Genomic DNA, 20094 nt, shown 5'->3' on the forward strand with positions numbered 1-20094 from the left:
CCTGCACGTAAACGTAAGATCCGCCGTAAATCCGGAACGGGAGGTTCTGCATGAGCGATTATCAGGTCGAAAGGGCGGAGGTCGAATTTCGGGCACCGGATGGGTTCCCCCTGCATGGCACGCTGATGCGCGGCAGCGGCGACGGACCCATGGCGCTCATCTCCTCCGCTGCCGCCGTGCCGCGCGGCTTTTATGCCCGCTTCGCCGAACACCTCATCACGGTGCATGGGTTTCGCGCTGCCCTGACATACGACTATCGCGGCGTTGCGTCCTCCCAGGCGCCGAAAAGCTGGCGCCAGCCTCTGCTGATGCGGGATTGGGCGCATCTCGACATGCCCGCAGCGCTGGGGCGTCTGGAGCTGGAAGCTCCGGAGCATCCCATCGTCGGCGTCGGACAGTCTTTCGGCGGCCAGGTGCTCGCGCTTGGCGGACGCCACGATAGGTTCTCCCGCTACCTGATGGTCGCGACCATGACCGGCTACTGGGGCAACACCAAGCCGCGGTTTCGGGTCTTCGGCCAGATGAACCTCGTCGGCGTGCCGCTTGCGGCCCTGCTCGGCAAGGTGCCGGGACGCATTGGACTCGGTCAGACGCTTCCAGGCAGCATCTTCCGCGAATGGGCGCGCTGGGGCCGCCATCCCGAATATTTCTTCGCCGATGAGAGCATGGACGCAGCCCGGCGCTTCGCCGAGGTTAAGACGCCGATCCTCGCCATCGGCCTGACGGACGATCCCTGGGGCACACCGAAGGCACAGCATGCGCTGCTCAAATACTACCATCGTGCCCCCACCGAAATCCGCTGGATCTCACCCGCCGAAGCGGGCGGACGCGTGGGCCATCTCGGCTTCTTCCGCTCCGCCTTCAAGGACACCCTCTGGCAACCCGCGATCGACTGGCTGAAGCAGATCTGAGCCTTTCGCACTGCACCAGGGTTACCCACATGATCCACAGGTCGGCACGCAGCACTTCTTCAGGGAATGCTTGCAAAGCAAAGCCTTCGTGACACCATGAGAGGTCGTTGCACCATTTCGGCACGCAGCGACTTTCGGCAAGCCTCAGGCAAGCCTCGGCATCTACCCCGCTCGGCGGGGGCGTAACGTGGTGTTCGGGAAGACCGAGTCTTCCTGTGTTGATCATGAGGATCGTGTGATGGCGTATGATTGGACCGGAGTACAAACCCGCAGGAGCCGCAGGCTCCGCATTGCCCTGCTCTCTCTCTTGAGCCTCGCCGCGCTGTCGGCACCCGTTCTCGGGCTGGATCTTCTCTCAAAATTCTAAAGCGGACTGCGGACCTCGGGCGAGGTCCGCACCCCTAACGGTGTTCTGACTTTAGCCGCGGCGGGTCAGACCCGCTCGCCGTTCCGCACCCGGTAGCTCGGGCTGTACATGGTCACCAGTTCCTCGGCTGCGGTCGGGTGAACTGCCATGGTGCGGTCGAAGTCGTCCTTCGTGCATCCGGCCTTCAGCGTGATGCCCAGCAATTGGGCCATCTCCCCGGCATCATGTCCGAGGATATGTGCACCAACGACCTTGCGATCCGCGGCGTTGACGATGAGCTTCATGATCATCTTCTCCGCACGGCCCGAGAGGGTTGCCTTCATCGGCCGGAACTGCGCGCGGTAAACCTCGATCTCCTCGAACTTCTTGGCAGCGGCTTCTTCAGAAAGGCCGACCGTGCCGATTTCCGGCTGCGAGAAGACGGCCGTGGCGATCAGATCATGGTCCGGAGAAGTCGGATTGTTCTTGTACTCCGTCTCGATGAAGCACATGGCCTCATGAATGGCGACCGGCGTCAGCTGAACGCGATCCGTGACATCGCCCAGCGCGAAGATGCTCGGCACATTGGTGCGAGAATACTGGTCGACGACGATCGCGCCACGCTCGTTGATCTCGACGCCGGCGGCCTCGAGGCCAAGCCCCTTGGTGTTCGGATCGCGCCCAAGCGCCAGCATCACCTGTTCGACGACGAGCCGCCCATGATTGATTGTATCGACCTCCAGATTGCCGGCCGGCGATTTCGTCACCTTCTGCACGTGGTCATGGCAGAGGATCCGGATGCCCTTTGCCTCCATCGCCTCATGCAGCCCACGACGCATGTCGTGATCGAAGCGGCTGAGGATCTCTGCACCTCGGTAGATCAGCGTGGTTTCAACACCAAGCCCGTGGAAGATATTGGCAAATTCCACGGCGATGTAACCACCACCGGCGATCAGGATCGAGCGCGGCAGCTTCTCCAGATGGAAGGCCTCGTTCGACGAAATGCAGTGTTCATAGCCTGGCAGGGCAGCATGGGGATTGGGTGCGCCACCGACGGCAACGACGATCCGCTCGGCCGTGACTTCCTCGCCACCCTTCACCAGTCGCACGCTGTGTGGCCCGGTGATTTCAGCCCGTGTCTCAAGGATTTCGACACCGGCATTCTCGAGCCCCTTGCGATAGAGGCCCTCGAGACGGTCGATTTCCTTGTCCTTGGCGGCGATCAGCGAGGGCCAGTCGAACTTGCTCTCGCCCACGGTCCAGCCATAACCGGCAGCATCCTCGAAATGCTCGTGATACTGCGAGGCATAGACGAAGAGCTTCTTCGGCACGCAGCCGCGGATTACACAGGTGCCGCCGAAGCGGTATTCTTCCGCGATCGCCACCTTCTTGCCGAGTGAGGCCGCGACACGCGCGCTGCGGACCCCGCCAGAGCCGCCACCGATGACGAAAAGGTCGTAGTCGAATTGGCTCATGGAGATCTCCTGCCCGGTCGGGCGCTTGCTGCAACTGTGCTTGATATAGGAGACGCAAGCACCAAAAGAAAAGCCCGGGACGATGCCCGGGCTTCAAAATCCAGCGTCGAATGCCTTATGGCTTCGGTGCTTCTGCGGCGGCCGGCTGCTGCGCCTGCACCTCGGCGAGAAGCGACGCATTGGCCTGCTGCTCCAGATCACGGGCAATGCCGGCAGTCCAGATATCGGCAGCCTTCAGGAGTTCGCGCGTGGCGATCGGGCCGTCCTTCAGAAGCTTCTTACCGGTTTCGCTGTTGTAGAACGCGGTGATCTGGGTTAGTTCCTCGGCCGTGAAGGCCTTGGCATAAACCAGAGCGGCTTCGCGCTCGAGGTCCGCGCGGCGGGCGGCGAGCTTCAGCGCTTCTTCTTCGACCTTGGCAGAGATGACGTCCTGCAGGTTCGGATAGGCCTGGATGAGCTGCGCCGTCAGGCGATCCATGATGTTCGGCAGGATCGCATCGAAGCGGTTGGTCACGCCAAGCGCCGTGATCGCGTCGCGCGCAGCCTGCATGTGCTCGGCCGGCACATCCTGTGCCTTGGCGGAAACGGCGCCCAGCGCAAGGCTGCCGGCGATAACGGCGATCGAGGCGAAGCGGCCCATACCCGTAAAGCTGATCATGAAATTCAATGCTCCTGTTAGTTCTTCGGCTCCATCACCCGCGCACCCGCCGGTCCGGCGATGATCGCAAGCGATGCCAAGTGAATGAATAGGCCGTGTTCCACCACGCCGGGGATTTGGTTGAGCCGGCTTGCCAGTGCGTCTGCATCAGGAATGCGGCCAAAAGATGCGTCGAGAATGAGGTGTCCACCATCCGTCATGAACAGGCTCTCGTCGGATCGTGTGCGCAGCGTCATCGGACCGGACAGTCCGAGCTCCGCGGCGAGGCGCTCGATGGCAAGACGGGTCGATGCCTGGCCAAACGGATTGATCTCGATCGGCAGCGGAAAGGCGCCGAGCGTGTCGACGAGCTTGGTCTCATCGGCGATCACGATCATGCGCTTTGAGGCAGCCGCCACGATCTTCTCGCGCAGGAGCGCGCCGCCGCCGCCCTTTACCAGTCGGAATTGCGGGTCGATTTCATCGGCGCCATCGATGGTCAGATCGAGTTCGGGCAATTCGTCCAGCGACTTCAGCGGCACGCCGAGTTCGAGGCAAAGACGCGCGGTGCGCTCCGACGTCGGCACCCCCTGAACCTTCAGGCCGCCCGCAACCTTTTCCGCCAGCAGGCGGACGAATTCTTCCGCAGTCGAACCAGTTCCGATCCCGAGACGCATGCCATCTTCGACATGCTCCAGTGCCGCGGCTGCGGCCTTGATCTTCATTTCGCGGGCGTCCATGCGCCGAAAGCTCCCGTCCGTTTCGTTGGAAGCTGTTTACACGCCTCCTTGTCGGAGTGAAAGCCCTGCATCGCCATGCGACATTGCCTTTTCAGAGGATTTCCCCTACCGGGGCGGACATTAAAGAATGCGCAAGGGAGGCCCGTCTTGACCACAACGACCATCGTCTTCGACCTCGACGGAACGCTGATCGACACGGCTCCCGATCTCGTCGAAAGCCTCAATCACACCATTGCCGCCCGCGATCTGGATCCGGTGAGCTACGAGGATCTCACCCATCTCGTCGGCCAGGGGGCGCGGGTGATGATCCAGCGAGCCTTCGCCCTGCGCGGCGCGCCGCTCACCGATGACGAGGTTCCAGGCCTGCTCGATCGCTTCATCGATCACTATGAAGCCGGCATGCCCGGCAAGAGCCACCCTTATCCCGGGCTCATCGAGGCGCTCGGCAGGCTGAAATCGGCGGGCTACATTCTCGCCGTCTGCACCAACAAGATGGAGCGCCTGGCCCTGCCCTTGCTAGAGCGGCTGGAGCTGACGCGCCACTTCTCAGCCATTGCCGGTGGCGACACCTTTGCCTTCCGCAAGCCCGACCCGGAGCACATCCTGGCCACGGTCGACCGCGCCGGCGGCAGCCGCGACAAGGTCCTGATGATCGGGGACAGCATCAACGACATCCTGGCTGCGAGAAATGGCGGCATCCCCTCGATCGCCGTCCCCTTCGGCTATTCGGACGTGGCCGTCGACGAGCTCGGCGCGACACAAGTCATCGGTCATTTCGACGAGCTGACGGTCGAACTGGTCGAGACGCTCACGCGCTGAGCCTCACGCACCAGAAACGACGAAGGCGGCCCGGAGGCCGCCTTTTCTGCTTTCGAAATCCTGTTTCCGCTCAGGCGCGCGGTGCGCGTGCATCCGTGGTCGCCTTGAAGGCCTTCGCCGTGTGGCTGTCGCGGTCATAGACGTCGTCATAATACTCGACCACGCCATCCTTGTTCGGCCATGCCGTGAAATACGACACGTAGACCGGGATCTTCTGCGGCACCTGGACGGCGCGGTTCTGACCCGAGGCGATCTGCTTGCCGATCTCCTCGACAGTGGTGCCCATGACGGCAGCGGCCATCACACGCGGCTCGGCAAGGCGCACGCACCCATGGCTGAGCGCGCGCATGTCGCGCTTGAAGAAGCTCTTCGACGGCGTGTCGTGCATGTAGATCGCGTGCTCGTTGGGGAACAGGATCTTCAGCTCGCCCAGCGCATTGTCGCCACCCGGGGGCTGACGAACATCGACCGCATGTGTCGCATTCCAGTCGACCTGGCTCGAGGCCACCTTGCGGCCACCATAGGAAACCTCGTAACCCAGACGGTCGAGATAAGACGGATCAGCCCGGAGCTTCGGCAGCATCTCGTTGACGATGATCGACTTCGGCACGCCCCAATAGGGATTGAATTCGACAGTCTCGATCTGGTCCTGGAAGAAATAGGTCTGGTTGGCCTTCGAGCCCACCACGACGCGCATCGCCAGCTGTTCCTTGCCATCATTCACGTAATATGCGGTGAAAGCGGGCTGGTTGATGAAGACGTAGCGCTGCCCCAGATCGGCCGGCAGCCAGCGGATTGCCTCGAGCGAGACCTGCAGCTTGGCGATCTTCTCGGCGTTGCTGTGGCCGGTCATGGCCCGGATCGTAGCGGGACCAACGACGCCATCCGGCTTCAGTCCCTTTTCCTTCTGGAACGCTTCGACAGCCGCGACCAGCTCCGGCGTGTATTCCGGCGTGCCGGTATAGGCGTTGAGCGCCATGGAATGCTCGGCCAGCAAGGCTTCCGAGCCGACCTGCTTCAGCGCACCGATGACTTGCGCCGTTTCCGGGGTGCTCTGCCCGGGCTTCAGAAGCGTGCCGGGCGTGATGGTGATCGCCTGCGTCGTCGCAGCCGCATCCTCGGCCTTCAGCCGCGCGAGTTCGTCACGCAATGCGATGAATTGCGGGCTCTTGGGATCGCGATTGCGCAGATAGGCCGCGACGTCGGGGCTCATGCGCAGCATATCGAGCACCGGCGCGATGTTCACGCCCTTGCGCTTGAAGTCGTAATAACCCGAAATCTTGTTCGGATCGATGCGACCGCGAGCCGTGTCCTGCACATAGGTCAGCACCTTGGCAGAAAGCGCGACCTCGAAGGTCATCAGCTCCCGCTGGCGCTTTTCCGGATCGGCAGGATCTGCCGTCTCGGCCGGCATGGCCACGGCATAATCGTCCGGCGAGAGGCCGACGGTATCAGCAGCGGCAAGCGCTTCGATCATGGCGCGACCGCGCGGGGAAATGCCCTCCCCGTCCGTCCAGATAAGCGGCTTGTTCGGATTGCCGTAATAGCTTTCGACGGTCTTCGCCACCTCGTCGGTCGCCCGCACGGCGACATCCGACAGGAAGCGGCGCGCACCAAGAACTTCCGGCGGGGCCTGCGTCTCGGTCGAGCCTGCCGTGGGTTCGGATACCGGCAGCTTGATCTTGATCGCGCGCTGTGCCTCGGCCTTGTACGTATAGTATTGCGGGCCAGAGATCTTCGGGAGAGGCTCCGGATCTCCCATTTCAAGGCCACCACGCGCCTGGCTTTCGAGCGACGCGGGCGCCGCCTGCTGTTTCACCTGACGGCCCGGGCCGCCCCTGAGAAGATCGAGAAGCGTGGTGGCAGTCGCCTCGCCCGGCAGGGTTCCGACCGCTGTAGTCGCTGCAAGGAGTGCGGTGACTACGAATTTCGTGTTTCTCGTCATTCTCTCTTCCATTCCCGGTCCGAGTCCAGACTGGACTCGCGGCATCATGAGTTTCAGCGCGGATCACTAGCGGATCAGCATTTCGTTGAAAAGTTGGCCGGCGGCGCCCTCGTCGAGAGCACGGCGTCAAGTTTGCGTGAGCCGTGAAGCGATCCGAACGCCCGCCTCCGCGCAAACTAAATGGAAACATTCGTTAAATTTTGATTGACGTTAACAACTGGTGACGAATCCGCCCCAGAGATCCACATTCACATGATCACAAATAGTCGTGACACGTGCTGGAAAGGCCACAGCGAGGCGGGGTCTGCGACAGGTCGCACGGAACCGACACCGATAGTTGACAAGGATCGTCATCTTATGATGTGCAGCTTGCATCGGCGCGGCGAACACCTAGATCCAACCACACAGCCGACAGCCAGAACGAGCCCCCGCAACAGGCAGGATAGAAGATGACACACCGCACAGAGACCGACACCTTCGGACCGATCGAAGTCGAAAGTGACCGCTATTGGGGCGCCCAGGCGCAACGCTCGCTCGGCAACTTCAAGATCGGCTGGGAAAAGCAGCCCCTGCCGGTGGTGCGTGCGCTCGGCATCGTCAAACAAGCCGCCGCTCGGGCAAATATGGCCCTTGGCAAGCTCGACCCCAAGCTTGGAGACGCGATCGTCAATGCCGCTCAGGAGGTCATCGACGGGAAGCTGAATGAGCATTTCCCGCTCGTCGTCTGGCAAACCGGCTCCGGAACGCAGTCCAACATGAATGCCAACGAGGTCATCTCGAACCGGGCGATCGAAATGCTGGGCGGCGAGATGGGATCGAAGAAGCCTGTTCATCCCAACGACCATGTCAACATGAGCCAGTCGTCGAACGATACCTATCCGACGGCCATGCACATCGCCGCCGCCGAACATGTCGTTCACCACCTGCTGCCAGCGCTCAAGCACCTGCATGCCGCGCTCGATGCCAAGGCGAAAGCCTTTGCGCACATCATCAAGATCGGCCGCACCCATACCCAGGATGCCACCCCACTGACGCTCGGTCAGGAGTTCGGCGGTTACGCCGCCCAGGTCGCGTCCTCGATCAAGCGCATTGAAATCACCCTTCCCGGCCTGTACGAACTCGCCCAGGGCGGCACCGCCGTTGGGACGGGCCTCAATGCGCCCATCGGCTTTGCCGAGAAGGTGGCGGACGAAATCGCCCGCATCACCGGCCTGCCCTTCATCACCGCGCCCAACAAGTTCGAGGCGCTGGCCGCCCACGATGCCATGGTCTTTGCCCATGGCGCGATCAATGCGGCCGCGGCCGCCCTTTTCAAGATCGCCAATGACATCCGCTTTCTGGGCTCGGGCCCGCGCGCCGGCCTCGGCGAGCTGGCACTCCCGGAAAACGAGCCGGGTTCTTCGATCATGCCGGGCAAGGTCAATCCGACCCAATCCGAAGCCCTGACCCAGGTCTGCGCCCATATCTTCGGCAATCAGGCCGCGATCACCTTTGCCGGCAGCCAGGGCCATTTCGAGCTCAATGTCTATAACCCGATGATGGCCTACAACTTCCTCCAGTCCGTCCAGTTGCTGGGCGACGCCGCGGTCTCCTTCACGGACAACTGCGTTGTCGGCATCGAGGCGCGCGAGGACAACATCCGCAAGGGCGTCGAAAACTCCCTGATGCTGGTGACCGCGCTGAACGGAAAGCTCGGCTACGACGTCTGCGCCAAGATCGCCAAGACCGCGCACAAGAATGGCACCACACTGCGCGAGGAGGCAGTCGGCGGCGGATACCTCACCAATGAGGAATTCGATGAGTATGTGCGTCCGGAACTGATGATCGGACCGAAGTAACGGTCACGCCGCGGCGGCGTCGTTATAGGCGCTGCCGCGGCCCGAGCGGGGTCAGGATCTCAGCGTCTCGAGACCGGTCCGCAGCATGTCCTTGGCGCGAAACAGCGCCATATCCGCCTTGTGCAGGAGGTCAGCGATGGGTTCGCTCGACTGACGCACGGCGATCCCGAACGTCACGCGCAGGCTGCCAGCCGCAAGCGGGCCGACTTCGAGTTCCGCAACGCTCTTGCGGATGGCCTCGCAGCAGGCAAAGACCGCATCCGGCGTGTCACCCGAAAAGAGAAGCACGAAGGTGGTGCCGGACATGCGTGCCGCCACCTGTCGCGGCAGAAAATATCGGCGGACCACATCGCCGACCGCGACGAGCGCGAGATCGGCAGTCTCCCGTCCGTGTCGCGCACCCAGGGTCTCGATGCCCTCCAGCTCGAATACGGCAAGGGTGATGGCGGTGCCGCCGACGGAATCGCTCGGGAAGTACGGCAGCTGCACGCTATAGGCAGCGCTACCATTCAGAAGACCGGTCAAGGGATCGAGCGCCGGTTGGCCCTCGACACGCTCGGCAAGCGCCGAGATTTCGCCCACCATCCCGCACACGGCCCGGGTAACGACAGCGATTTCGTCGTTTCCGTATTTGCTAAGCTGCTCTTCGGCAAAAACACCGCCCGCCCGATAGCGGCTGATCACGCTGGCAAGGTTGCGCAGCGGCAGCGTGAGCCACCACATCGCGGCGAGGCAAGCGGCGGTGCCAACGAGCGTGGCGCCGAGCACCACCAGCCCTATGGACCAGGCGTCCGACCCGGTGCCGGTGCCGAAATTCAAGAGCAGCGCGATCAGCGGGATATGGATACAGACAAAGCAGATCACGAAGATCTTCAAGACGACCGAACGGCGCCAGTTTGCCCGGCTCGTCCCATCCCACACCATGCTCTACCTCCGAATCCATTACATTAGTTACAAGCGCTCGAAGCCGCCCTTTTTTAGATCGGCAACCCTCCTGTCAACGCTTGCAGCTTGGGCTTTCGGCGCATTGAATTTTTAAGGCCTTCCGCTTACACCACCGAAAATCCTTAAGCTGATGCCACGAAAGGCCCCGTGATGGCAGACGATCTCTTTCCCCTTGGCGAAGACACGACCCCCTACCGCAAGCTCACCTCAGACTTCGTCTCGGTGGAAACATTCAAAGGTCAGGAAATCCTGACGGTCGAACCGGAGGGTCTGCGCCTGCTGGCCGAAACGGCGCTCTCCGACATCAATCATCTGCTGCGCCCCGGCCATCTGAAGCAGCTCGCTTCGATCCTCGCCGACCCTGAGGCGACCGACAATGACCGCTTCGTCGCCTTCGACCTCCTGAAGAACGCCAACATCGCCGCCGGCGGCATCCTGCCGATGTGCCAGGACACGGGCACCGCGATCGTCATGGGCAAGAAAGGCCGCCGCGTCTTTACCGACGGCCACGACTATGAAGCGCTCGCCGAAGGCGTCCGCGACGCCTATGAGCGCCGCAACCTGCGCTATTCGCAGCTGGCGCCGATCAAGATGTTCGAGGAAAAGAACACCAAGACGAACCTGCCCGCCCAGATCGACCTCTATGAAGAGGGTGAGGACGCCTACAAGTTCCTCTTCATGGCCAAGGGCGGCGGCTCGGCCAACAAGACCTTCCTCTACCAGGGGACACCCTCGCTCCTGACCCATGACCGGATGATCGACTTCCTCAAGGAGAAGATCCTCACCTTGGGTACGGCAGCCTGTCCCCCCTACCATCTGGCGATCGTCATCGGCGGCCTTTCCGCCGAGATGACGCTGAAGACAGTCAAGCTCGCCTCCGCGCGCTATCTCGACGACTTGCCGACGGAAGGCTCCGAGTCCGGCCACGCCTTCCGCGATCTGGAAATGGAAAAGGAAATCCACAAGCTGACCCAGTCGATGGGTGTCGGCGCACAGTTCGGCGGCAAGTATTTCTGTCATGACGTCCGCGTGATCCGCCTGCCCCGCCACGGCGCCTCGCTGCCGATCGGCCTCGGTGTCAGCTGTTCCGCCGACCGCCAGGCCAAGGGCAAGATCACGAAAGACGGCATCTATATCGAGCAGCTCGAAACCGATCCGTCGAAATACATGCCCGACATCGACGAGACCGCCCTCTCCTCGTCGGTCGTCAAGATCGACCTGAACCAGCCGATGAGCGCGATCCTCGCCGAACTGACCAAGCATCCGGTCAAGACCCGCCTCTCGCTGACCGGCACGATCATCGTCGCCCGAGACCTCGCCCATTCGAAGATCCGCGAGCGCCTGGAAAAGGGTGAAGGCATGCCGGATTACATGAAGAACCACCCGGTCTATTACGCCGGCCCGGCCAAGACCCCGACCGGCTACGCCTCCGGTTCGTTCGGTCCGACAACGGCGGGACGCATGGACTCCTATGTCGACCAGTTCCAGTCCTTCGGTGGCTCCATGGTGATGCTCGCCAAGGGCAATCGCTCGCGTGCCGTGCGCGAAGCCTGCAAGACGCATGGCGGCTTCTATCTCGGCTCGATCGGCGGCCCGGCCGCGCGTCTCGCACAGGACTGCATCAGACATGTCGAGGTGCTGGAATATCCAGAACTGGGCATGGAAGCCGTCTGGAAGATTGAGGTCGAAGACTTCCCTGCCTTCATCGTCACCGACGACAAGGGCAATGATTTCTTCCAGGAATTCAACCTCGGCTGATTTTTCCTGAGAACGACACTGACTGCCGTTGCGGAAGGCACACTCCGCAACGGCGAATTTCTGAAAGATCTGAAATACTTGCGGGTCGTGAGCGATAATTGCTCATTTCGCACCGACAATTTGTCGTTGCTCGAATATTAAACATTTTCCAATCATTTGCCCCTAATTTTTCTTAGGGCCTTAAGGCCAGCACTGACGACCACTGGAGTTGGCCGAATGAGCACGGCAACACCGCCGAAGACGCAGACACCTGACGTTGCGGCACAGATCACCTATGCAATGCGCTCGATGGGGGTCGCTCCTATCCCGCGTAACTACGAGCTATTTTACGAGGCCTTCATCGGCTCGAACCCTTCCCTGACCCGGGAACTGGCAGCGCTCGGCAGCCGCGCCACCCAGGACGAGCTGGATGCCCTCGGTGAGCAATATTTCGCGGCCCACCAGACCAAGGCCATCGAAAACGTCCATAGCAAGCTGATCGGTGAACTGGATGGGCTTTTGCGGCTGCTTCAGCAGGAGCAGAACTCGCTGCAGAGCTACAATCGGCTGCTGGGCGAAACCTACCACCGGATCAACTCCAAGAGCAGCAACAGCGCCGACATCCTGCGCAGTGCGATCAGCATCCTGACCGAAGCCACCGGTTCCACCATGGCGCATGGTGAGGAAACCGTCGTGCAGATGTCGCAGCGTTCCCAGGAGATGGACGAGGTTCGTCGCGAGCTCGACGAATACAAGCGGATCGCCAACACGGATTCGCTCACCCGCATCGCCAATCGCCGCGCCTTCGACGAAAAGCTCGCATCCGTCTACACCAGCGGCACCAAGCCGCTTGCCGCACTCGTTCTCGCCGACATCGACAACTTCAAGAAGGTCAACGACGCCTATGGCCATCCGGTCGGCGACAAGATCCTCGCGACCGTTGCAACCGTGATCCGCAGCAATGTCCGCAAGGACTGCTTCGTCGCCCGCACCGGCGGCGAGGAATTCGCCATCATCATCGAGGGCAATACCACGGACGAGATCTATCAGACCTGCGAACGGGTCCGCATCGCGCTCGAGACCACGCCTTTCAAGAACTCGAAGACCGGCGTCAACTACGGGCCGATCACCATCTCGCTCGGCTTCGCCATGGCCTCGGATGCCGAAGACGCCGGCGAGCTATACGCCCGGTCTGACATCGCGCTCTACTGCGCCAAGAATGCCGGCCGCAATCGCACGAAGCCCTATGAAGACGGGATGAAGAAGGACTTCACCAAGAGCTGGCTGATCTACAAGCGCTGACGCTGGCGATCACCACATGGTCTTTGCGGCCCGCGCCGGCCACTCGCGATCATATGTCTCGCGGTCGAAGTCCTCTTTTGCAGCCTTGAGCATCTCGCCGGGCGTCGGCAGATCCTTGGCCGCCACCTGGCTGTTAGCCGCCCACAGATCGGCGCGCATCACGGCGCGGGCGCATTGGAAATAGGCTTCCTCGATCGTCACCACCACCACACTCCGGGGATGGCGGCCTTCCATCTCGAAACTGTTGAGAAGCTCTGGCGCGACCGACACAACGGCGCGACCATTGATCCGCATGACGCTGCTCGAGCCCGGGATCAGGAACATCAGCGCAACCCGCGGGTCCCGCACGATATTCAGAAGCGAATCCACACGGTTGTTGCCGCGCCAGTCCGGCAGGGCGAGCGTCTTCTCGTCTTCGACACGGACGACCGAGCCGCGATCACCGCGCGGCGAGCAATCGAGATCTTCAGGCCCGACCGTCGCCAGGGCAACGAAGGGAGACATCTCGATCATGCGTCGATAGGCCGGCGTCAGCTGGGTCGTGACCTTGGCGGTCGAGGCCTCGGTCACGTCACCATAGATCGCCTTCAATTCCTCGACACTGCTGATGATCGTCATGAGTCGCCTCCCGTTTCGCGCCGCCACCATTTCTCAACGGCGCGGCTTAGGGAAGCCCCATGACGGCTTCATGACACCGCGCGCACCCTCGAATTGTCGGAGGCATCGGCGGCCGTGAGGAAAGAGGAAACCGCATGGATGACTTCGGGCGCGCTGACGATCCTGCGGTGACCATGGCCATTGGCCCAGAGATGCCGGACATGCGGTGACACGCCGATATAGCGCTGCGCATGGCCGACATTGACCTCTTTGTCGTCTTCGGCATGGACGACAAGCAGCGGCCGGTCGATGCGCCGCGCGACGGCGACCCCATCGAGATCCTCGACCTGGGCACCGACCAATTCCATCGCCCTGTTCCGCATGGCCCCGACACTGCCGCGTCCGAGACCGACCGTGGATGCAAAGCCGTTGAACACTTCACCCATGCTGGAAGGCGAGCCGATCAAGGCGATGCGGGCCGCGTTCAAGGGCTGAAGTTCCGGGAAGACGTGTCCGGCTGCCATCATCACGGCCGCCCCGCCGAAAGAATGCCCGACCACGCCGTCAAAGCGTCCGAAATGGCGTTCAGCCGCGACGATGGCTTCCGCTGCAATCTTGAGGTCCAGCCGCCGTCCGCTCGATGCCCCATGCCCGGGCAGGTCGAGCATGACGACTTCCGTTCCCGTCTGGCGAAGACCCGTCGCAAGGTCCGTGAGATACTCGACCCGCGATCCCCAGCCATGCACCACGAGCACCCGACGGCCATTGGCGGGCACACCTTGCACGGCCAAGACGTGGACCGCCGCCATACCGCGCGACAGTGCAAGCCGCACCGTCTGCGCCTGCCGAAGCCTGTTGCGTCCGGTCAGAAAGACCTGCTTCGCCTTCGCGCCTTTCGGGCGACGGCTTGGCGTCCGGCAGAAGAGCTCGAAGGCGAGCCGCCCCGCGAGTGTCGGCGACATCTTCTCCAGCCCGGTGAAAGCGAGGCGGGTGACCTTGAGAGGAAAGGATGGCATAGTCGGAATCCCATCAAATGTTCAATGCTGAACAATAAAGTACAAGAATGAACAAAACGCAAGCCTTCCCCTGGGACCATCCCCGTTTTCGCAGCTGGATCTCCGTTGCCCGGGCCTGCCAGCTGATGCAGCAAGCCCTGGGGCGAGCGCTGGCACCGCTCGACATCAAGCCGCCGCATCTCGATATCCTGGTCAATCTCTACCGGTTCGAAGGCATCTCGCAGCAGGAACTCGCGCGGAAACTGCTCGTCGGTCGCTCCAACATGAGCATGCTTCTGCCCCAGATGGAAAAGCGCGGCCTTCTCGAGCGACGGCCCGATCAGCGGGATAAGCGCGTGCTCAGACTGGCCCTGACCGACGAGGGACGGGCGCTCAGCGAAAAGGCCATGCGCATTCAGACGGAGCTCATCGAGCGGACGCTGTCGGCAACGCCGATCGAGGATTGCCAGCGCCTGGCTGACAACATGGACCTTCTCATTCAGCGCATGTTGTCTTCGGACGACATGAAGGATCTGGAGATCAGCGAGGATCGCGGCTGAGACGCTTCTCGGCGAGTTCAGCTTCGTAGGCGGCGAATTTCTCATCGCCGGTCTCGCCGAGCTCGCGCAGGTAGAGCCATGTGAAGATGCCGGTGTCATGTCCGTCATCGAAGCCGATACGCACAGCATAATTCCCCGTAGGCGTCATCTGGCGGATGGCGACGTTGCGCTTGCCCGGCACCGTGACCTTCTGGCCGGGCCCGTGCCCCTGCACTTCGGCGGAAGGTGAGAGAACCCGCAGCATCTCCGCCGGAAGCGCGGCGACGACGCCGTCATTGAAGGTCACCGTCAACAGACGGCGATCCTTGGACACCTTCAATTCGCTCGGCCAGATCTCACTCATGGGGCACTCGTCTTTCGGTTCGAATGCTGCAGACCTAGGTCGATCCTCTCCGGTTTGCAACGCAATTTCGCTGAGATATCAGGTGTCAACTTGACGCTTCCAGGCCTTGGCCCCACATTGACGGAAATGCACAGGAGAGACCTGTTGGACCATAGCCCCGCCAACTGGCGCAATGCCGAACCGCTCACAAACCGTGCCGCTCCGATGATCGACCCCTTCGGCCGCTCGGTCACCTATCTACGTGTTTCCGTCACGGACCGCTGCGATTTCCGCTGCACCTATTGCATGGCGGAGAACATGACCTTCCTGCCGAAGAAAGACCTCCTGACGCTGGAAGAACTCGATCGGCTCTGTTCCGCCTTCATTGCAAAGGGCGTTCGTAAGCTGCGGCTCACCGGCGGCGAACCACTGGTCCGCAAGAACATCATGCATCTGGTGCGCGGCCTGTCGCGCCACATCGGAAGCGGCCTCGACGAACTGACGCTGACGACCAATGGCTCGCAGCTTGCCCGGAATGCGGCCGAGCTCGCCGACTGCGGTGTGCGCCGCATCAACGTATCGATCGACACGCTCGATCCGGTCAAGTTCAAGACGATCACCCGCTGGGGCGAGCTCGACAAGGTCATGGAAGGCATCCGCGCCGCCCAGGCAGCGGGCATCCACGTGAAGCTGAACGCCGTCGCGCTGAAGGATTTCAACGAGCACGAGATCCCGGATCTCATGCGTTTCGCTCATGGCGAGGGTATGGACCTGACCCTGATCGAAACCATGCCGATGGGCGAGACCGACGAAGACCGGACGGACCAGTACCTGCCGCTCTCACTGGTTCGCCAACGGCTCGAAGAACAGTTCACCCTGGACGACATCCCCTATCGCACCGGTGGACCGGCGCGTTATGTCGAGGTGCGCGAAACCGGCGGTCGCCTTGGCTTCATCACGCCCCTCACCCACAATTTCTGTGAGAGCTGCAACCGCGTGCGGCTGACCTGCACGGGTACGCTTTACATGTGTCTTGGTCAGGACGATGCCGCCGACCTGCGCACCGCGCTCAGAGCCTCCGACGACGATGCCTATCTCTCGGCGGCGATCGACGAGGCGATTTCGCGCAAGCCAAAGGGCCACGACTTCATCATCGACCGGAACCACCGCAAGCCAGCCGTTGCCCGGCACATGAGCGTGACCGGCGGCTGACCGCCGCCGGTCGGTTCAAACGATCATGCCGACCGGCGATAGGACTGCAGGTCCGCGCGCTGCGTATCCGTGCGGAAGCGCGAGATCTTGTGCATCAGGATATCCACGCGCTGGCGAAGCCCCTGGATCTCGGCGTTGTTTTCCTCGACCATCGCCGCATTCTGCTGCGTGATCAGTTCGACATCACGCACGGCGGACGTCACCTCACTGATGCCCGTCGACTGCTCGCGGGTGGCGGCCGAGATGCTCTCGACAAGCGACTGCACCTCTTCCACCTGATCGATGATCGACTGCAGCGCCACACCCGTATTCTCGACGAGCTCGACACCCGACTTGACCTGACCGCCACTGACCGAAATCAGCGTCTTGATCTCCTTCGCCGCATTGGCGCAGCGCTGGGCAAGATCGCGGACTTCCTGGGCGACCACGGCAAAGCCGCGGCCAGCTTCGCCGGCCCGGGCGGCCTCGACGCCTGCATTGAGAGCCAGAAGGTTGGTCTGGAAGGCGATCTCGTCGATGACGCCGATGATGGTCGAGATCTTTTCCGACGAACGGCTGATCTCGGCCATGGCCTCCACTGCCTTGCGCACGACGACACCCGATTCGCGGGCGTGATCGCGGGCCGACTGAACGGACTGGGCGGTGCGCCCTGCCCCGTCGGCCGTCGAGCGAACCACGTCGCTGAGGTGCGACAGCGCACGCACGCTTTCCTCGAGCGCTGCCGCCTGCTGCTCCGTCCGGCGCGCGAGATCGTCAGCCGAGACTGCGAGGTTCTCCGTCCCGGCATTGATATCGACGCTTGCCGCGCGGACCTCTTCAAGCGTAGCACGCAGCGCTTCGACAGCCTGGTTGTAGGTTGACGCCATGGCAACGAAGTCCGCCGGCAGGTCGTCGCGCATGGAGACGTTGAGCTGGCCATTGGCAAGCGCTTCGAGCACGGAAGACAGGGCTTCGAGCGCCGAGCGCTGATCGGCCTCGACGCGGGCCCGTTCCTGCGCACGCTGGGCACTCTCCTGTTCGGAGCGCGAACGGGCGGCTTCCGCCTCCTCTTCGAGACGTTTGTTTTCCAACGCCGCGTCGCGGAAGACGGTGACGGAGCGGACCATATCGCCGATCTCGTCGCCGCGATTGCGCCCTTCGATCGGAACCGAAAGATCGCCATTCGCCAGCCGTGCCATGACACTGGTGATGCGCTTCAGAGGTGCCCGCAGCGTCTCCACCAGCATCAGGCCGCCGATGATGGCAAGCAGCGTGCCGACGACCATGGTGATGACCGAGATGGTCGCCGAGCGCTCGCTGTCTTCACGGCCGATTTCCTGGGCTTGGCTCACGAAGTTGCGCAGTGATTCCATCGCAGCAGAGACGGCAGCATTCGCCGCCAGGCGCTTATCCTGCCAGTCACGCCCGGCATCCAGACGGGCCTGGGAGTTCTCTGTGATGGATGCCAGATGCGGCGCAATCTTCTGCGGGAAGTCGCGCAGCGCACTGTTCTTGGCACCAAGCTCGGAGATGCGTGCGGCAACCTTCTGAAGAGCCTCGACTTCGGCAACGACCACGCCACGGGCCTGATCATCCAGCGCACCGAGCATCTGCTGAACGCGCAGTTCGACGGTTGCGATCGTGAGCGCCGCACTGTCGACGAGCGACATCAGCTCCTTCTGTTCGGCCACGAGTTTGTCGAGGCTGACGAAGCGGTCGGCCGCGACGTCGCTGTTCTTGGCCGCCTGCAGCGTGATCTTCTGTTCGATCTCCACCAGTTCGGCGAGAACCCGTCCGAGCTCCTGCGCCCGTGCATCATCCGGCCCCGACTGGTTCAGGATCGTCTCGACCTTGGTGATGGCGGCATCGACCTCCCCAACCAGCACCTTGCCCTTCTCGGATGCGATCTCGTTGGCTTTCGCCAGATCCTTCTGCATGGGCTTCAGATAGAGCTTCGCCTCCGCGAGTTGCTCTTCCGGGGTGAAGGCCATCTGCACGCCGACGCGCAGCTTGCCGAGGCGATCGAGCAGCGACTTGAACGCGGATGCGTCGAAAAGCAGTTCCTTGGCGAAGCGTTCTTTGCCCGCCAGATCCGTGCGAACGAAATCGACCTGCTTGACGATCTGCTGGCCCTCCGCCTGCAGCGCCGCGACGGCGGACGTCAGGCCCGCATCCAGCTCGTCGCGCGTCGTCTTGTTGTCCCACAGCGCGGTCGTCTGCGCTCGCATCGTGCCGGGCAAACCGGTGAGTGCCGATAGATCGCCCGCCTGCGCCTGCTTGGCGAGGACACCGTTCAGCACGGCCAGCCCTTTTTCCTGATCATCGATAGCCGACGAAAGCGCATCCTTGCTCTTTTCCGTCGGTTCGAGGCTGAACTCCTGCAGGCCCTGCTGCAGCCGCTCCAGATCGCTGATGTTGCCGATCGTGGCGCGGGTCACGGTCATATGGCCGTTGAGCGTAGTGGCGGTCCAATAGCCCAGGAGGCCAACGCCAGCCATGAGCAGAACGAGAGGAACGACGAATAGCAAGACTTTGGTGACGATCCTGCGGCTTTGCAGGAGGCGATCAATAAAACTCATGAGGCCCTCGAAAGAGGTCGATATCCCGCGAGGTCATTACCCGGTATCGAAAAACAGGCGCCACCTCATGTGCGCCACGCGAGAGATTGCAGTGTTCAGTTTGAACAATGGTTAATCGCAATTCGTCATTTTGGCACTGCAGCATCGTTTCAGCGGGAGAAAAGGCGAATTCTGTTCCTCGCGCATGCCGCTTGGTTTAGAACCGCCGGGTACGCACGGGAATCGAGCATGGCATTATCAGAGAACACCCGAGGCGCCCTCCTGATGGCGATCTCGATGGCTGGCTTCACCTTCAACGACGCCCTGACGAAATCGGTGACTGCGGAACTGACCGTGGCGCAGATCATGTTCGTGCGCGGCGCCTTCACGGCGCTTCTCGTCTACATCGTTGCGCGGCGCATGGGTGCCCTCGACCACATCAAGAACATCCTGCAGCCGATGATCCTGGTGCGGATCGCTTTCGAGACCGTCGCGGCAGTCGCCTTCCTGGCCGCCCTGGGACAGGTGCCTCTCGCCAATGCCTCCGCCATCCTCCAGTCCCTGCCGCTCGCGGTGACCTTGGGCGCAGCACTTTTCTATAAGGAACCGGTCGGCTGGCGGCGCTGGACAGCGATCGGCTTCGGCTTCATCGGCGTCCTCGTCATCATCCAGCCGGGTCCCGAGGGGTTCACGCTTGCTTCCCTCTACATCGTCCTCTGCGTCGTCATGGCGGCCGGACGAGACCTCGTCACACGACGTATCGATGCGAGGATCTCCTCGCTGACCGTCACCTTGTTCACCGCCGCCTCGATTTCCTTCGCCGGACTCCTGCTGATACCGGCCTTTGGCGGCTGGCAGCCGATGTCGGGCAGCGCGCTCGGGCGACTGGCCTTTGCCTCGATCTTCCTGTTTGCCGGCTACCAGGCCATCATCATGGCGATGCGAACAGGCGAGATCTCGTTCATCGCGCCGTTCCGTTATACGAGCCTCCTCTGGGCCGTGCTTCTCGGCATGCTGTTCTTCGGCGAAACGCCCGACCTCTGGATGGTCATCGGCTCAGCCATTGTCATCGGCTCCGGGCTCTACACATTCTACCGCGAGAGCAAGCGGAAGGCGGCGCTTGCCCGCCGCGCCGACCCGGCCTCCCCCGGCTGATATCGGCTCAGTTTCAAGGAT

At 62.2% G+C, this 20094-nt stretch carries 17 protein-coding genes; 8 read left to right on the forward strand and 9 right to left on the reverse strand.

All coding sequences use genetic code 11. From position 1 onward, the window contains the following. Positions 1 to 50 precede the first annotated feature (50 nt). Positions 51 to 911: an alpha/beta hydrolase family protein gene (locus tag M1E12_RS09155; RefSeq protein WP_479564467.1), complete on the forward strand. Its 861-nt coding sequence runs from the start codon at positions 51 to 53 to the stop codon at positions 909 to 911. A 432-nt stretch (positions 912 to 1343) separates the two neighbouring features. Here M1E12_RS09155 and gor read toward each other — a convergent pair whose 3' ends face one another. The 3 genes from gor to rpiA all read right to left on the reverse strand — a co-directional run bounded on the left by gor (position 1344) and on the right by rpiA (position 4109). Beyond that, the gene (gor, locus tag M1E12_RS09160; RefSeq protein WP_136541568.1) at positions 1344 to 2732 is read right to left on the reverse strand and encodes a glutathione-disulfide reductase; all 1389 of its coding nucleotides are present in this window, start codon (positions 2730 to 2732) and stop codon (positions 1344 to 1346) included. Between the two features lie 115 nt (positions 2733 to 2847). Next, positions 2848 to 3390, reverse strand: coding sequence for a DUF2059 domain-containing protein (locus tag M1E12_RS09165; RefSeq protein WP_113459520.1), 543 nt, complete (start codon positions 3388 to 3390; stop codon positions 2848 to 2850). 17 nt (positions 3391 to 3407) lie between these two features. Then, positions 3408 to 4109 carry a ribose-5-phosphate isomerase RpiA gene (gene rpiA, locus M1E12_RS09170; RefSeq protein WP_136541566.1) on the reverse strand — a complete coding sequence of 234 codons (702 nt, stop codon included), beginning with the start codon at positions 4107 to 4109 and terminating at the stop codon, positions 3408 to 3410. A gap of 147 nt (positions 4110 to 4256) precedes the next feature. Between rpiA and M1E12_RS09175 the strand changes: the two genes are divergently transcribed. Continuing rightward, positions 4257 to 4928 carry an HAD family hydrolase gene (locus M1E12_RS09175; protein WP_479564468.1) on the forward strand — a complete coding sequence of 224 codons (672 nt, stop codon included), beginning with the start codon at positions 4257 to 4259 and terminating at the stop codon, positions 4926 to 4928. A gap of 70 nt (positions 4929 to 4998) precedes the next feature. Here M1E12_RS09175 and M1E12_RS09180 read toward each other — a convergent pair whose 3' ends face one another. After that, entirely contained in the window at positions 4999 to 6873 is a 1875-nt protein-coding gene (locus M1E12_RS09180) for a L,D-transpeptidase family protein (protein ID WP_479564469.1), read from the reverse strand. Positions 6874 to 7322: 449 nt separating this feature from the next. Here M1E12_RS09180 and fumC point away from each other — a divergent pair, with 449 nt between their 5' ends. Beyond that, positions 7323 to 8711, forward strand: a complete 1389-nt coding sequence (gene fumC, locus M1E12_RS09185; RefSeq protein ID WP_136541560.1) for a class II fumarate hydratase — start codon at positions 7323 to 7325, stop codon at positions 8709 to 8711. Positions 8712 to 8762: 51 nt separating this feature from the next. Here fumC and M1E12_RS09190 read toward each other — a convergent pair whose 3' ends face one another. Then, a complete protein-coding gene (locus M1E12_RS09190) occupies positions 8763 to 9635 on the reverse strand; it encodes a GGDEF domain-containing protein (RefSeq protein ID WP_479564470.1) in 873 nt (290 codons plus the stop codon). A 171-nt stretch (positions 9636 to 9806) separates the two neighbouring features. On the opposite strand from M1E12_RS09190, the gene M1E12_RS09195 reads away from it, so the two are divergent. Both M1E12_RS09195 and M1E12_RS09200 read left to right on the forward strand, forming a co-directional pair. Then, complete coding sequence (locus M1E12_RS09195; protein ID WP_479564471.1) at positions 9807 to 11414, forward strand: fumarate hydratase; 1608 nt, start codon at positions 9807 to 9809, stop codon at positions 11412 to 11414. Positions 11415 to 11630: 216 nt separating this feature from the next. Beyond that, positions 11631 to 12695, forward strand: coding sequence for a GGDEF domain-containing protein (locus M1E12_RS09200; protein WP_113459513.1), 1065 nt, complete (start codon positions 11631 to 11633; stop codon positions 12693 to 12695). A 9-nt stretch (positions 12696 to 12704) separates the two neighbouring features. Here M1E12_RS09200 and M1E12_RS09205 read toward each other — a convergent pair whose 3' ends face one another. Continuing rightward, complete coding sequence (locus M1E12_RS09205) at positions 12705 to 13313, reverse strand: pyridoxamine 5'-phosphate oxidase family protein (RefSeq protein WP_479564472.1); 609 nt, start codon at positions 13311 to 13313, stop codon at positions 12705 to 12707. Between the two features lie 68 nt (positions 13314 to 13381). Then, positions 13382 to 14308, reverse strand: coding sequence for an alpha/beta hydrolase (locus tag M1E12_RS09210; protein ID WP_479564473.1), 927 nt, complete (start codon positions 14306 to 14308; stop codon positions 13382 to 13384). 47 nt (positions 14309 to 14355) lie between these two features. Between M1E12_RS09210 and M1E12_RS09215 the strand changes: the two genes are divergently transcribed. Next, the gene (locus M1E12_RS09215; RefSeq protein ID WP_136541550.1) at positions 14356 to 14847 is read left to right on the forward strand and encodes a MarR family winged helix-turn-helix transcriptional regulator; all 492 of its coding nucleotides are present in this window, start codon (positions 14356 to 14358) and stop codon (positions 14845 to 14847) included. On the opposite strand, the gene M1E12_RS09220 is transcribed toward M1E12_RS09215, so the two are convergent. Beyond that, on the reverse strand, positions 14828 to 15190 hold the full coding sequence (locus M1E12_RS09220; protein WP_479564474.1) for a gamma-butyrobetaine hydroxylase family protein: 363 nt from the start codon (positions 15188 to 15190) through the stop codon (positions 14828 to 14830). The two genes, M1E12_RS09215 and M1E12_RS09220, sit on opposite strands and share 20 nt — an antisense overlap. A 126-nt stretch (positions 15191 to 15316) precedes the next feature. On the opposite strand from M1E12_RS09220, the gene moaA reads away from it, so the two are divergent. Then, positions 15317 to 16381 carry a GTP 3',8-cyclase MoaA gene (gene moaA / locus M1E12_RS09225; protein WP_479564863.1) on the forward strand — a complete coding sequence of 355 codons (1065 nt, stop codon included), beginning with the start codon at positions 15317 to 15319 and terminating at the stop codon, positions 16379 to 16381. Between the two features lie 23 nt (positions 16382 to 16404). Here moaA and M1E12_RS09230 read toward each other — a convergent pair whose 3' ends face one another. After that, on the reverse strand, positions 16405 to 18939 hold the full coding sequence (locus M1E12_RS09230) for a methyl-accepting chemotaxis protein (RefSeq protein WP_479564475.1): 2535 nt from the start codon (positions 18937 to 18939) through the stop codon (positions 16405 to 16407). A gap of 228 nt (positions 18940 to 19167) precedes the next feature. On the opposite strand from M1E12_RS09230, the gene M1E12_RS09235 reads away from it, so the two are divergent. Continuing rightward, on the forward strand, positions 19168 to 20073 hold the full coding sequence (locus M1E12_RS09235; RefSeq protein WP_162760026.1) for a DMT family transporter: 906 nt from the start codon (positions 19168 to 19170) through the stop codon (positions 20071 to 20073). Positions 20074 to 20094 lie beyond the last annotated feature (21 nt).

This window comes from Rhizobium sp. K33, assembly GCF_056501445.1.

Bases quoted from the DNA above. Each gene is read 5' to 3' on its own strand.
- M1E12_RS09205 (WP_479564472.1), bottom strand. From the start codon at position 13,313: ATGACGATCATCAGCAGTGTCGAGGAATTGAAGGCGATCTATGGTGAC.
- gor (WP_136541568.1), bottom strand. From the start codon at position 2,732: ATGAGCCAATTCGACTACGACCTTTTCGTCATCGGTGGCGGCTCTGGC.
- M1E12_RS09190 (WP_479564470.1), bottom strand. From the start codon at position 9,635: ATGGTGTGGGATGGGACGAGCCGGGCAAACTGGCGCCGTTCGGTCGTC.
- moaA (WP_479564863.1), top strand. From the start codon at position 15,317: ATGCACAGGAGAGACCTGTTGGACCATAGCCCCGCCAACTGGCGCAAT.
- rpiA (WP_136541566.1), bottom strand. From the start codon at position 4,109: ATGGACGCCCGCGAAATGAAGATCAAGGCCGCAGCCGCGGCACTGGAG.
- fumC (WP_136541560.1), top strand. From the start codon at position 7,323: ATGACACACCGCACAGAGACCGACACCTTCGGACCGATCGAAGTCGAA.
- M1E12_RS09165 (WP_113459520.1), bottom strand. From the start codon at position 3,390: ATGATCAGCTTTACGGGTATGGGCCGCTTCGCCTCGATCGCCGTTATC.
- M1E12_RS09230 (WP_479564475.1), bottom strand. From the start codon at position 18,939: ATGAGTTTTATTGATCGCCTCCTGCAAAGCCGCAGGATCGTCACCAAA.
- M1E12_RS09200 (WP_113459513.1), top strand. From the start codon at position 11,631: ATGAGCACGGCAACACCGCCGAAGACGCAGACACCTGACGTTGCGGCA.
- M1E12_RS09220 (WP_479564474.1), bottom strand. From the start codon at position 15,190: ATGAGTGAGATCTGGCCGAGCGAATTGAAGGTGTCCAAGGATCGCCGT.
- M1E12_RS09180 (WP_479564469.1), bottom strand. From the start codon at position 6,873: ATGACGAGAAACACGAAATTCGTAGTCACCGCACTCCTTGCAGCGACT.
- M1E12_RS09235 (WP_162760026.1), top strand. From the start codon at position 19,168: ATGGCATTATCAGAGAACACCCGAGGCGCCCTCCTGATGGCGATCTCG.
- M1E12_RS09210 (WP_479564473.1), bottom strand. From the start codon at position 14,308: ATGCCATCCTTTCCTCTCAAGGTCACCCGCCTCGCTTTCACCGGGCTG.
- M1E12_RS09215 (WP_136541550.1), top strand. From the start codon at position 14,356: ATGAACAAAACGCAAGCCTTCCCCTGGGACCATCCCCGTTTTCGCAGC.
- M1E12_RS09195 (WP_479564471.1), top strand. From the start codon at position 9,807: ATGGCAGACGATCTCTTTCCCCTTGGCGAAGACACGACCCCCTACCGC.
- M1E12_RS09155 (WP_479564467.1), top strand. From the start codon at position 51: ATGAGCGATTATCAGGTCGAAAGGGCGGAGGTCGAATTTCGGGCACCG.